Here is a 13,310-nt window from a genome sequence, read left to right as displayed (position 1 = left end):
CCGAGGACGACCAGTGTGGCCGCTGCGCCGATCAGCTCTGCCGTGGTGTGCATGGGACCTCCGGGGTGGCAACGGTCGGTGGGGGACGGGGCTTAGTCATATGGGCATGGGAATGGGGTGACCTGCGGAATCCGCAGCCTCATCGGCCTCTGAATTCACTCGGAGAGCAGAGGGATCGCCGATGGGGGGTGGCGGGTGGGCGGCCCCGCAATCGAACGCTTACGATCCTCTGTTGTGTCCAAACTGACCGACGTGCCCAAACGGATCCTGATCGGGCGCGCACTGCGCAGTGACCGGCTCGGGGAAACGCTCCTGCCGAAGCGCATCGCACTCCCCGTCTTCGCCTCCGACCCGCTGTCCTCCGTGGCGTACGCACCCGGCGAGGTGCTGCTCGTCCTGTCGATCGCGGGTGTGACGGCGTACCACTTCAGTCCGTGGATCGCGGTCGCGGTCGTCGTACTGATGTTCACCGTCGTGGCGTCGTACCGGCAGAACGTGCACGCCTACCCCAGCGGCGGCGGGGACTACGAAGTGGCGAACACCAACCTCGGCCCCAAGGCGGGCCTCACGGTCGCCAGCGCGCTGCTCGTCGACTACGTCCTGACCGTCGCCGTGTCGATCTCCTCCGGCATCGAGAACCTCGGCTCGGCGATCCCGTTCGTGGTCGAGCACAAGGTCCTCTGCGCGATCGGCGTGATCGTGCTGCTGACGCTGATGAACCTGCGCGGCGTGAAGGAGTCCGGCTCCCTCTTTGCGATCCCGACGTACGTCTTCGTCGCGGGCGTCTTCACGATGATCGCCTGGGGTGCCTTCCGCGGGCTGATCCTGGACGACACCATGCGGGCACCCACCGCGGACTACGTCATCAAGCCCGAGCACCAGGGCCTGGCCGGCTTCGCCCTGGTCTTCCTGCTGCTGCGCGCCTTCTCCTCCGGCTGCGCCGCCCTCACCGGTGTCGAGGCCATCTCCAACGGCGTCCCGGCCTTCCGCAAGCCCAAGTCCAAGAACGCCGCCACCACCCTCGCGATGATGGGCCTGCTGGCCGTCACCATGTTCTGCGGCATCATCGGCCTCGCCATGGCGAGTAACGTCCGGATGGCCGAGAACCCGGCCAAGGACCTCGTCCACAACGGCGTCCCGCTCGGCCCGGACTACGTCCAGAACCCGGTGATCTCCCAGGTCGCCGAGGCCGTCTTCGGCAAGGGCAGCTTCCTGTTCATCCTGCTCGCCGCGGCCACCGCGCTGGTGCTGTTCCTCGCCGCGAACACCGCCTACAACGGCTTCCCGCTGCTCGGCTCGATCCTCGCCCAGGACCGCTACCTGCCGCGCCAGCTGCACACCCGCGGCGACCGGCTGGCCTTCTCCAACGGCATCGTGCTCCTCGCGGGCGCCGCCGGACTGCTGGTGTGGATCTACGGAGCCGACTCAACCCGCCTGATCCAGCTCTACATCGTCGGCGTGTTCGTGTCGTTCACGCTCAGCCAGACCGGCATGGTCCGGCACTGGAACCGCCACCTGGCCACCGAGACCGACCAGGCCAAGCGCCGCCGCATGGTCCGCTCGCGCGCCATCAACGCCTTCGGTGCCTTCTTCACCGGCCTCGTGCTGGTCGTCGTCCTCGTCACCAAGTTCACGCACGGCGCCTGGGTCGCCCTGCTCGGCATGGTGATCTTCTACGCGACGATGACCGCCATCCGTAAGCACTACGACCGGGTCGCCGAGGAGATCGCCGCCCCCGAGGGCCCGAGCGACGACAGCGTACGGCCCTCCCGCGTCCACTCCGTCGTCCTGATCTCCAAGATCCACCGCCCGACGCTGCGCGCGCTGGCCTACGCCAAGCTGATGCGCTCGGACACGCTGGAGGCGGTCAGCGTCAACGTCGACCCGGCCGAGACCAAGGCGCTGCGCGCCGAGTGGGAGCGGCGCGGCATCGACGTACCGCTGAAGGTCCTGGACTCGCCCTACCGCGAGATCACGCGGCCGATCATCGAGTACGTCAAGGGACTGCGCAAGGAGTCGCCGCGGGACGCGGTGTCGGTGATCATCCCCGAGTACGTCGTCGGCCACTGGTACGAGCACCTGCTGCACAACCAGAGCGCCCTGCGGCTGAAAGGCCGGCTGCTGTTCACGCCGGGGATCATGGTGACCTCCGTGCCGTACCAGCTGCAGTCCTCCGAGGCGGCCAAGCGGCGGGCCCGCAGGCAGCAGGAGTGGAACGCGCCGGGGTCGGTGCGGCGGGGGCCCGCGCAGGAGCGGACCCGGGAGTCCTCGGAGCCCACGTCCTGACCTGTCCTGCCCCGTCCTGACCCGGGGCCTGGCGAAACGGTCGTGAAACGGCCGGGCGGCAGCCACGTAGACTGGTGGGCTGTTGTCCGGCCGTACTCCGTACGGCCCTCCCCTCACGTGTTTTGGAGTCACCCCGCCATGCAGGCAGAACCGAGGAAGTCGCTGGTGGGGGAGGAGTACGAGGTCGAGGTCGGCCCCGTCGCCCACGGTGGCCACTGCATCGCCCGTACGTCCGAGGGCCAGGTGCTGTTCGTACGGCACGCGCTGCCCGGTGAGCGGGTCGTGGCGCGGGTGACGGAGGGCGAGGAGGGCGCCCGGTTCCTGCGCGCGGACGCGGTGGAGGTGCTCGACGCCTCCAAGGACCGGATCGACGTGCCCTGCCCGTACGCCGGTCCCGGCCGCTGCGGCGGCTGCGACTGGCAGCACGCCAAGCCGGGCGCGCAGCGGCGCCTGAAGGCCGACGTCATCGCCGAGCAGCTCCAACGGCTCGCCGGACTCACGCCGGAGGACGCCGGCTGGGACGGCACGGTGGTGCCCGCCGAGGGCGACAAGGTACCGGCGGGGCAGGTCCCGGCCTGGCGCACGCGCGTGCAGTACGCGGTCACGGCCGACGGCCGGGCGGGCTTGCGCCGGCACCGCTCGCACGAGGTGGAGCCGATCGACCACTGCATGATCGCCGCGGAGGGCGTCAGCGAGCTGGGCATCGAGAAGCGCGACTGGACGGGCATGGACTCGGTCGAGGCGATCGCGGCGACGGGCTCGCAGGACCGCCAGGTGGTCCTCACCCCGAAGCCGGGCGCGCGCCTGCCGCTCGTCGAACTGGACCGGCCCGTGTCGGTCCTGCGCGTGGACGAGCGCTCCGGCGGCGTCCACCGCGTCCACGGCCGCCCCTTCGTCCGCGAGCGCGCGGACGGCCGGACCCACCGCGTCGGGAACGGCGGCTTCTGGCAGGTCCACCCGAAGGCGGCGGACACCCTGGTGACGGCCGTCATGCAGGGCCTGCTGCCGCGCAAGGGCGACATGGCCCTCGACCTGTACTGCGGCGTCGGCCTCTTCGCGGGCGCGCTCGCCGACCGCGTCGGCGACCAGGGCGCGGTCCTCGGCATCGAGTCCGGCAAGCGCGCGGTGGAGGACGCCCGCCACAACCTGGCCGACTTCGACCGCGTGCGGATCGAGCAGGGCAAGGTCGAGAGCGTGCTGCCCCGGACGGGCATCACGGAGGTCGACCTGATCGTCCTGGACCCGCCGCGGGCCGGGGCGGGCCGGAAGACGGTGGAGCATCTGTCGTCCCTGGGCGCGCGCCGGATCGCGTACGTGGCGTGCGATCCTGCGGCGTTGGCGCGGGATCTGGGGTACTTCCGGGACGGGGGGTATCGGGTGCGGACGTTGCGGGCGTTCGATCTGTTTCCGATGACCTCGCACGTGGAGTGTGTGGCTATTCTTGAGCCCGCCGCAAGGGGCCTGTGACCTGCGACTTTCATAGGAACCTGAGGTGCGGCCGGGTGGACTCGACCTGTTTCCCCGAGCGCACGGTGTGGAGCACCCTTTTGGCTCGCGAAGGCTGTCCGACCTGGCGTTCCTGCGGTGGCTGTCGAATCGACGTGATCGTCTTTCCGTATCTCGGACCGGACGGCGACAGCCGTCTTGACGCTCAGATGACGCTCGTTGTGACGACGTGCCTTCGCGCCGGAACCCTGCGGGATGTCCCGCTCTTGCCCTTGATCGAGGGCGCACCGCATCGCGCCCGGCAGCCCGCGCGTCATGTGTCGGCACGGGTGCCCTCCGCCGTAGATCTCCTCGCGGGCCGCTCGGGTGCAGTTGGCGATGACATCGGGCCAGGGCCGGGGCCACAAATCGTCCGCTTGCAGGGCAGCATCGCCTCAGGCACGGCGGGTATGGGCGAGGCGGCCCGCCCTGACGAAGGCCCGGGACGCCGCGCTGCGTCGCGGCGACGGTGAAGTGAACACGCCGTCTGCCCAACCACCTTGGAGATTGCCTCGCCGACCCGGCCGCCTGGGCGAGACGGCCGCCTGGCCCCCTCCAGGCGAGCCGTGCTGGGCTCCTGCCCGCGCGTGACCCGTCGACGCTCAGGCGATCGACGGCGGGCGTGAGCTGGTTCAGGGATCCCATCTTTTCGTCGAGGCGGACCCGCGACGGAGGGGTGTCGCTGCGCTTCGGGCACGGTCGTTGCGACTGCGCAACGACGGTGGTGTGTGCGGCGTGTGGTCAGACGCAGGGGATTCCCCTGAGAGGGGCCGCAGAAGAACAGTGAAGCGCTTCGATGCTCGTAGAGCCCCAGGGCAGTGTCAGATGACCGGCCTCGCCGCGTTGAGCAGAGCGCGCAGACCTCGTTGTCTACCCAGGAGTAATCTCGCAAGCGGCTCTTGTGCGCCCTCATGCCTTCACTTAACCTCGCAGCAACGTCGAAGCGCTTCGACTGTGCATCACGTCGCATCACGTCGCAGTAATGGGATGTCTGCTTCCAGTTCAGCCGATTCCAGTCACGACACCTCAGCCGAAACGGGTCTCCGCAGGGTGTCCTGGTGCGCCATGAAGGGTTGACGCGATGACGCCGAATGCCGCCTCCGCCTGCTGCGGACCAAGCTGGAAAGGCTTCCTCGCCTCCAGAACGGACAGTGGGGCGCGCGAGGCACCACGTAGGGCAAGGCCGCCGGCAAGCTGCTCCTGACGCGCATTGCCGGCAATGTGGCACGGCCGGACCTTCCGTCGGAGAACGGCTCGGCGGCCGACCGCACCGGCAAGGTCCCCGCGCCCCTCAGGGGCGTCGCTCTTTCCGTCTGCTACGCACAAGGAATGAGGTATGTCATGCGCACGCTCCGCATCAGCAGAAGAGCTGTACTCGCCGGGACCGCTGCCGCAGCCGCGGCCGTCTCCCCGCCGCTCAGCCAGGGACGTGCGCAAGCCGCCGCCACTCCCGCGAGGAGTGGATACCGTTGGCGCAACGTGGTCCAGGGCGGTACCGGGTTCATCACCGGGGTGCTGTTCCATCCCTCCGTGCGCGGGCTGGCCTACCTGCGGACCGACATCGGCGGTGCCTACCGGTGGGACGACCGGGCCGACCGTTGGATCCCGTTGATCGACCACCTGGGCTGGGACGACTGGAATCTGCTGGGCGTGGAGGCCATGGCTGTCGACCCGGCGCATCCGAACCGCGTGTATCTGTCCCTGGGCGCGTACACGCAGCCCTGGGCCGGAAACGGGGCCGTGCTGCGCTCGGATGACCGCGGGGCGACCTGGAAGCGCACCGATCTCAGCGTGAAGCTCGGGGGCAACGAGGACGGCCGGGGCTGCGGGGAGCGCCTCCTCGTCGATCCGCGCGACAGCGACACCTTGTGGCTGGGCACCCGGCACGACGGGCTGCTCAAGTCGACCGACCGGGGCGCCACATGGCAGGCCGTGAGCTTTCCGGCCGCCCCGAGCGCCACCGGCCAGGGCGTCACGCTCCTGGTCGCCGTGGGCCGCAGCGTCTACGCCGGCTGGGGCGACTCCGACGGCACCTCCGCGAACCTCTACCGCACGTACGACGGGGTCACCTGGGAGGCCGTCCCGGGACAGCCGACCGGCATCGCCGCCAAGGTCCCGATCCGGGCCGCCTACGACCGGCACACGCGCGAGCTGTACGTGACGTACGCCAACGCCCCGGGACCGAACGGGCAGTCCGACGGCAGTGTGCACAAGCTGCGCACGACGAGCGGGAAGTGGACCGAGGTCACCCCGGTGAAGCCGGGGGGCACGACGGCCGACGGCTCCGCCGACTCTTTCGGCTACGGCGGTGTCGCCGTCGACGCCCGCCGCCCGGGCACGCTCGTCGTCTCCACCAACAACCGCTGGTCGCTGGTGGACACCCTGTACCGGACCACCGACGGCGGCCGCACCTGGACGTCCCTGAAGGACACGGCCGTCCTCGACGTGTCTGAGACGCCTTACCTCAAGTGGGGCGCCGACAAGCCGAAGTTCGGCTGGTGGATCCAGGCCGTCGGCCTCGACCCGTTCGACTCCCGGCACGTCGTCCACGGCACCGGCGCCACCCTCTACGGCACCCGCGACCTGAAGCACTTCGCCCCCCAGATCCGCGGTGTGGAAGAGGCGTCCATCCGCCAACTGGTCTCGCCCCCGACCGGCGAGGCACACCTGCTCAGCGGCTCCGGCGACATCGGCGTGATGTACCACGAACGGCTCACGGCCTCACCCTCACGCGGCATGGCGTCCAACCCGGTCTTCGGCACCAGCACCGGCCTGTCCCTCGCCACCGCCGAACCGTCCTACGTGGTCCGGGCCGGCTGGGGCGACCACGGCAACGGCGCCTCCTCCAACGACGGCGGCAAGACCTGGACCCCCTTCAAGACCCAGCCGGACCCCGCCAAGAGCGCACCCGGCCCGATCGCCACCAACGCCGACGCCAGCGTGCTGCTGTGGTCCTTCGGCACCGCCAACCCCGCCCACCGCTCGACCGACAACGGCGCCACCTGGACCGAGATCCCCACCTTCCCCAAGGGAGCGGCACCCGTCGCCGACCCCCTCGACCCCACCCGCTGCTACGCCTTCGACACCACCACCGGCACACTCTTCGCCAGCACCGACAGCGGCCAGACCTTCACCGCGCGGGCCACCGGCCTCAGCTCGGGCGACACCGAGTTCCAGCTGGTCGCGGCACCCGGCCGCACCGGCGACCTGTGGCTCAGCCTCAAGGGCAACGGGCTCCACCGCTCGACCGACGGCGGCGCGACCTTCACCAAGGTCAGCAGCTGCCACGCCTCACACACCCTGGGCTTCGGCAAGGCCGCCAGGGGGGCTTCCTACCCGGCGCTCTACATGGTCGGCGCCACGGACACCATCACCGCCGTCTACCGCTCCGATGACGAGGCGAAGACCTGGACACGGATCAACGACGACCGTCACCAGTGGGGCTGGACCGGAGCCGCCATCACCGGCGATCCCCGCGTGTACGGGCGGGTCTACATCGCCACCAACGGACGCGGCGTGCAGTACGGGGAGCCCGCCTGACGCGCGACAGCGGCATCGGCGTCGTCCTCGCCGTCCACGGCACCTGACGGCCGCACCCGGTCATCCGGTGGGAGACCGCGTTCCTCAGCGGCAACGGCCCGACACGGCGCCCTCGTGTTCGGCGATCCGCACGCCGAGCGGATCGCCGTGACGCACCGCGCCCTGATGCCCGCCGGGCGGCGGTAAGCCCGGCTGAACAGCAGTCACTCGCAGAAGAGAGGAACTCCATGAAAAAGTCTCGGATCCTCCCCCTGGTCACGCTTGTCTCCGCCGTGCTCGGGCTGACAGCGGCAGGTGTGACCCCTGCCTCCGCCGCCTCCGACACGCCTTTGCGGGTCATGCCGTTGGGCGACTCGATAACCTGGGGTGTGGGAAGCAGTACGGGCAACGGCTACCGGGCGCCGTTGTGGGACAGACTCGCTGCGGACGGCCATCCGCTGGACTTCGTGGGCACCGGGCGGGCCGGTTCGATGTCCGATCCCGACAACGAGGGCCACTCGGGGTACCGCATCGACCAGATCGCCGCACTCGCCGACGCCTCGCTCACCCGCTACCGGCCCAATGTCGTCACGCTGCACATCGGCACCAACGACCTCCAGGGGGCCTCCGAGGTCAACACCGCCATCGCCCGGCTGAAGTCGCTGGTCAACCAGATCACCGCCGACGTCCCCGACGCAACCGTCCTCGTCGCCTCCCTGGTCGTGTCCACCAGCAGCTCGGAGGAGCGGTTCCGGGGCGAGTACAACCAGGCCACCCGCCGCATCGTCAGCGAGGCACAAGCGGCGGGCAAACACGTCGCCCACGTCGACATGAGCAGCCTGACCACGGCCGACCTGGCCGACCCCCTGCACCCCAACGACTCGGGCTACCAGAAGATGGCCGACGCCTTCCACCGCGGCATCCGGGCCGCGGACAGCGCCGGATGGCTGAAGAACCCCGCCCCCGCCCCCGCACGCGTACAGTCCGGCATCGCCGGCAAGTGCATGGACGTCAAAGGCGCCGCCACAGCCGACGGGACCGCCGTCCAGACGTGGAGCTGTGGCGGCGGTGCCAACCAGTTGTGGTCCGCCTACACCGACGGCACGCTGCGCTCCATGGGCAAGTGCCTCGACGCCGCCGGCTATGGCACCGCGAACGGAACCAAGGTGCAGCTCTGGTCCTGTCACGGCGGCGCCAACCAGGTCTGGCAGCCCTACAACGGCGGCTACCGCAACCCCGCTTCGGGCCGCTGCCTCGACGTTCCGGGCTCCTCCACGGCCGACGCCACGCAGCTCCACCTGTGGGACTGCAACGGCGGCTCCAACCAGAAGTGGACCACTCTGACCGCCGGATGACCCCGCTCCGGGATCCGCGCCCTTTCCGGGGTTCGGATCCCGGAAGACCATCGAGAGTTCCAGGATCACGGCAACCCTTCGCGCAGCCTGTGACCACAAGGAATCGGATCCGGCCAGTTCGGTGGCAGGGATCCGGGTTTCCACGTGAACAGCATGCAAGGAGAACGCCTCCCCATGAACCACCCCACGAACGGCGGGCGCCGCGGGCGTCACCGCCGCCGCTGGACCGCCACCGGTCTGGTGCTCGGTGTGCCCGCCGTCCTCGTGCCGTACCTCCTGTTCGCGCAGGAGGACTCGCAGGCCGCGACGGTCGACGGCGATGCCTACTACCGGCTGGTTTCCGTGCGCAGCGGCAAGGTGCTGGACGTCAACGGCTTCTCCACCGCCGACGGCACCCGCATCCAGCAGTGGACCGACGAGAACACCGCCAACCAGCAGTGGAGGCTGCGGCCCACGGGCGACGGCTACTACGAGCTGGTGAACCGCAACAGCGGCAAGGTGCTGGGTATAGCGGGCAATTCCAGAGCTCAGGGGGCCGCCGCCGAGCAGCAGACCGACAGCTCCGCCACGTCCCAGGAGTGGCGGATCAGCGAGGTGAGCGGTTCCGACGCCGTCATCCTCACCTCCCGCAGGAGCGGGCAGGTCCTGGACGTCTCGGGGGGCTCCACGGCCCAGGGCGCGGCGGTCGTCCAGAATCCGAGCCGGGGAGGCTCCCGTCAGCAGTGGAAGCTGGTGAGGGCGGACCGGACCCTGGCGTCCGGATCCGGCACCGCGCGGACCACGGCTGCGGCAGGACCGTATGTGTGGAAGAACGCCCAGGTGGTGGGCGGCGGTTACGTCACCGGGCTGGTGTTCAACCAGCGGGAGAAGGGGCTGCTGTACGCGCGCACCGACATGGGCGGCGCCTACCGCTGGGACACCGGGGCCGAGCAGTGGATCCCGCTGACCGACTGGATCGGCGAGAAGGACTGGAACCTGCTGGGCATCGACTCGGTGGCCACCGACCCGGTCGACCCCAAGCGGCTGTACCTCATGGCGGGCACCTACACCAACGACTGGGCGGGCAACGGCGCGATCCTGCGCTCCACGGACCGGGGCCGCACCTTCAAGCGCACCGATCTGCCGTTCAAGGTGGGCGCCAACGAGGACGGACGCGGGGCGGGCGAGCGGCTCGTGGTCGACCCGGCCGACCACGGCACCCTGCTGCTGGGCAGCCGCAAGAACGGCCTGTGGCGCAGCACCGACTTCGGCGTGACATGGCGTCAGGTCTCCTCGTTCCCCGTCAAGGACGGGGCGAGCAGCGGCGGCGGCATCTCCTTCGTGACGTACGGCCCCGCCGGCAGCAAGACGATCTACGTCGGCGTCAACGACAGGTCCACCTCCCTGTACCGCTCCACCGACGGCGGCAGCAGCTGGCAGGCCGTCTCCGGGCAGCCCACAGGCCAGCTGCCGCAGCACGGCATCCTCTCCGGTGACGGCTCGCTGTACCTGACGTACACCGACAACCTCGGGCCCAACGGCGTGACGGCGGGCTCGGTGTGGAAGTACACGCCGGACCGCGGGGCGTGGAAGAACATCTCCCCCTCCCAGGGCAACTACGGGTTCTCCGGTCTGGCCGTCGACCCGCGCAAGCCCTCCACGGTGATGGTCACCACCCTCGGCCGCTGGTGGCCCGAGGACGAGATCTACCGCAGCACCGACGGCGGCGCGACCTGGAAGGCACTGGCCGACAAGTCGGTGCGCAACGCCTCTGCCGCTCCCTACGTCGGCACCCACACCGGGCACTGGATGACCGCCCTGGCCATCGACCCGTTCAACTCCGGGCACGTGCTGTACGGCACCGGCAACGGCATCCTGCGCAGCAAGGACGCGAACGCCTCCGACAGCGGCGGCACCAGCCACTGGCACATGGGCGCCCGAGGGCTGGAGGAGACCGCGCTGCTGGACGCGATCGCCCCGCCGGGCGGCGCCGCCGTCATCACCGCCATGGGCGACCAGGGCGGCTTCCGGCACGACGACCTGACCAAGGTGCCCTCCGGGCGGCTGAAGAACCCGATGATGACCAACAGCACCGACATCGACGTCGCCCAGTCCAAGCCCTCGATGATGGTCCGCGTCGGCCGGGGCGGCGCGCAGGACGGCGCCTACTCCACCGACGGCGGCGTCAGCTGGAACGGCTTCAAGGCGGAGCCGGTGGCCGGTGCCCAGGACGGCCATGTCGCGCTCGCGGCGGACGGCTCCGCCATCGTCTGGACCCAGGCCGGCCAGGCCCCGTACCGCTCGACCGACAGAGGCGCGAGCTGGTCGAGGGTCGGCGGTCTGGGCACCGGCGCCGTGGTCGTGGCCGACCGTTCCTCGGCCAGGACCTTCTACTCCCTGTCCGGCGGCACGCTCTACGCCAGCACCGACGGCGGCGCGACCTTCACCGCTCGCGCCACCGGTCTGCCCTCCGGCCGGCTCACGGCGGTGCCCGGCATCGCCGGAGACCTGTGGATCGCCGGCAGCACCAAGGGGCTGCTGCACTCCACCGACGGCGGCCGGACCTTCACCACGCTCAAGACGGTGCAGTCCGCCTCCGCCCTCGGCTTCGGCAAGGCCAAGCCGGGCGCCCGTTACCAGGCCCTGTACCTGATCGGCACCGTCAAGGACGTCACCGGAGTCTTCCGCTCCACCGACAAGGGCGCCACCTGGCTCCGCGTCAACGACAACGCCCACCAGTGGGGCGCCATCGGCGGCGTCGGCGTCATCACCGGCGACCCCGACACCTACGGCCGCGTCTACGTCGGCACCAACGGACGCGGCCTGCAGTACGGCGACCCGTCCTGACCTCGGCACCCGAGCGGGGCCGCAGGCACTACCGCCTGCGGCCCCGCCATGGCCGGTGTACTTCGTGAACCTGTCAAGCCGGCCCTGCGCGGTGACGGGTTACGGGTTGCCTGTCACGGGAGCGTGGTCCACTTCTGGTTGTTCTGGCCGTTGCAGGTCCACAGGATGACCGGGGTCCCGTTGGCGGAGCCGGCCTCCTTGGCGTCGAGGCAGAGCCCGGCGCGGACGTTGCGGACCGACCCGTCGGAGCCGACCGTCCACTTCTGGTTGTCCTGGCCGTTGCAAGGCCAGATCACGACCGGCGTGCCGTTGGTGGTGCCCCGGCCGGAGGCGTCCAGGCACTTGTCGCCGTAGACGCGGATCTCGCCTCCGGCCCAGCTGGTCCAGAGCTGGTTGGCGGCGGTGTGGCAGTCCCACAGCAGCGTCTTCGACCCGGCCGCGGTGGCGGCGCCGTCCACGTCCAGGCAGCGGCCGGACCCGCCACCGCGCAGGCGCCCGGTGGTGGAGGCCAGCGGGCTGCCGCCGGTCATCTTGTACACGGCGACACCATGTGCCGGGACGCTCGCGGAGATCTGGCCTGAGGTGCTGGACGTGCTGCCGGTCCACAGGTCGGTGAGGGTGAACGAGCTGCCGGTCAGGCCGACCTGGGCGGCCGTGGCCGTGATGGTCGCAGTGCTGCTCCCTCGGTTGAACAGGCCCACGGCGACCGAGCCGTCGGACAGGGGCTTGGCGAACACCTCGGTGCTGCCGTCGTCACGGACCCGGCGTCCGCCCGCGCCCAGCGAGTCCTGGTTCACCGCCAGCAGACGCGGGTTGCGCAGGATCGCGCTCACGTCGGCGGACATGGTGCGGATGTCGTTACCGGCCATGAGGGGGGCCGAGAGCAGCGACCACAGGGCGAAGTGGGAGCGGGACTCGGTCAGTGACAGGCCGGGGCGGCCGACGACGAGCATGTCGGGGTCGTTCCAGTGTCCCGGGCCCGACTGCGCGGCCAGGGGCGCGGTGACGTCCAGGACGTTGCCGACGCCCATCGGATAGCTGTTGGTGTTGTTGTTCTGCCAGATGTCGAGCAGGTCCTCGGTCGTCCTCCACAGGTCGGCGACCTGACCCCAGTTGTACTTGTCGCCGGTGGGGGAGTGGAAGCTGTTGGGGTTGATGCTGTAGACGATCGGACGGCCGGTGGCGCGCAGGGCGTCGCGCATGAGGGTGAACTGTGCGATCTGCTCGCTGAGGGTGCCGCTGCCGGAGCACCAGTCGTACTTGAGGTAGTCCACGCCCCAGGAGGCGAACGTGGCGGCGTCCTGGGCCTCATGACCCTTGCTGCCGGTGGAGCCGGGGTAGGTGCCCACCCCCTGGGCGCATGTCTTCTCGTTGGGCGCCTGGTAGATGCCGAACTTCAGTCCCTTGCTGTGGATGTAGTCCCCGAGCGCCTTCATGCCACTGGGGAACTTGGTCGGGTTGGCCCGCAGGTTGCCCGCCGCGTCGCGCTGGGGGTCGAACCAGCAGTCGTCGACGACGACGTACTGGTAGCCCGCGGCCTTCATGCCCGAGGACACCATCGCGTCGGCGGCCTGGCGGACCTGCGCCTCGGTGATCCCGCATCCGAAGCTGTTCCAGCTGTTCCAGCCGAGCGGCGGGGTCAGCGCGGGGCTGCCCGGCGCGGCCTGGGCGGTCGTGCCGACGGAGGTTGTGGCGCAGGCGCTGAGCGTCAGCGCGGTGGCCGCGAGGAGCCGCAGCAGTCGTCTGTGCAGGGGAACCATGGGGGGTTCCTTCCCGGCCCGCGAGGCGGTCGCCGCTTCGCGGGCCTGATCGGCGGTCAGGAGTGTGTGATCACGTGCG

The 13,310-nt window shown here is 70.3% G+C and carries 6 protein-coding genes; 5 read left to right on the top strand and 1 reads right to left on the bottom strand.

Annotated elements, in window-relative coordinates; all coding sequences use genetic code 11:
• The first annotated feature begins 234 nt into the window (after nt 1-234).
• The 5 genes from ACSUPV_RS09995 to ACSUPV_RS09975 all read left to right on the top strand — a co-directional run bounded on the left by ACSUPV_RS09995 (nt 235) and on the right by ACSUPV_RS09975 (nt 11,471).
• Complete coding sequence (locus tag ACSUPV_RS09995; RefSeq protein ID WP_382610885.1) at nt 235-2,286, top strand: APC family permease; 2,052 nt, start codon at nt 235-237, stop codon at nt 2,284-2,286.
• A 138-nt stretch (nt 2,287-2,424) separates the two neighbouring features.
• The gene (locus tag ACSUPV_RS09990; RefSeq protein WP_436947343.1) at nt 2,425-3,753 is read left to right on the top strand and encodes a class I SAM-dependent RNA methyltransferase; all 1,329 of its coding nucleotides are present in this window, start codon (nt 2,425-2,427) and stop codon (nt 3,751-3,753) included.
• A 1,359-nt stretch (nt 3,754-5,112) separates the two neighbouring features.
• Nucleotides 5,113-7,311: a WD40/YVTN/BNR-like repeat-containing protein gene (locus ACSUPV_RS09985; RefSeq protein WP_436947342.1), complete on the top strand. Its 2,199-nt coding sequence runs from the start codon at nt 5,113-5,115 to the stop codon at nt 7,309-7,311.
• Nucleotides 7,312-7,538: 227 nt separating this feature from the next.
• Nucleotides 7,539-8,645, top strand: a complete 1,107-nt coding sequence (locus tag ACSUPV_RS09980) for a ricin-type beta-trefoil lectin domain protein (protein ID WP_031116840.1) — start codon at nt 7,539-7,541, stop codon at nt 8,643-8,645.
• A gap of 174 nt (nt 8,646-8,819) precedes the next feature.
• Nucleotides 8,820-11,471, top strand: coding sequence for an RICIN domain-containing protein (locus ACSUPV_RS09975; protein ID WP_436947341.1), 2,652 nt, complete (start codon nt 8,820-8,822; stop codon nt 11,469-11,471).
• A 113-nt stretch (nt 11,472-11,584) separates the two neighbouring features.
• Here ACSUPV_RS09975 and ACSUPV_RS09970 read toward each other — a convergent pair whose 3' ends face one another.
• A complete protein-coding gene (locus ACSUPV_RS09970) occupies nt 11,585-13,231 on the bottom strand; it encodes a glycoside hydrolase family 27 protein (protein ID WP_037761658.1) in 1,647 nt (548 codons plus the stop codon).
• Nucleotides 13,232-13,310: the final 79 nt, after the last annotated feature.

The organism is Streptomyces sp. SudanB52_2052 (assembly GCF_964272415.1).
In the GTDB taxonomy this organism is placed as follows: domain Bacteria; phylum Actinomycetota; class Actinomycetes; order Streptomycetales; family Streptomycetaceae; genus Streptomyces; species Streptomyces olindensis.
This window is presented reverse-complemented; position numbering and strand designations above follow the sequence as displayed.

Bases quoted from the DNA above. Each gene is read 5' to 3' on its own strand.
- ACSUPV_RS09990 (WP_436947343.1), top strand. From the start codon at position 2,425: ATGCAGGCAGAACCGAGGAAGTCGCTGGTGGGGGAGGAGTACGAGGTC.
- ACSUPV_RS09985 (WP_436947342.1), top strand. From the start codon at position 5,113: ATGCGCACGCTCCGCATCAGCAGAAGAGCTGTACTCGCCGGGACCGCT.
- ACSUPV_RS09980 (WP_031116840.1), top strand. From the start codon at position 7,539: ATGAAAAAGTCTCGGATCCTCCCCCTGGTCACGCTTGTCTCCGCCGTG.
- ACSUPV_RS09975 (WP_436947341.1), top strand. From the start codon at position 8,820: ATGAACCACCCCACGAACGGCGGGCGCCGCGGGCGTCACCGCCGCCGC.
- ACSUPV_RS09970 (WP_037761658.1), bottom strand. From the start codon at position 13,231: ATGGTTCCCCTGCACAGACGACTGCTGCGGCTCCTCGCGGCCACCGCG.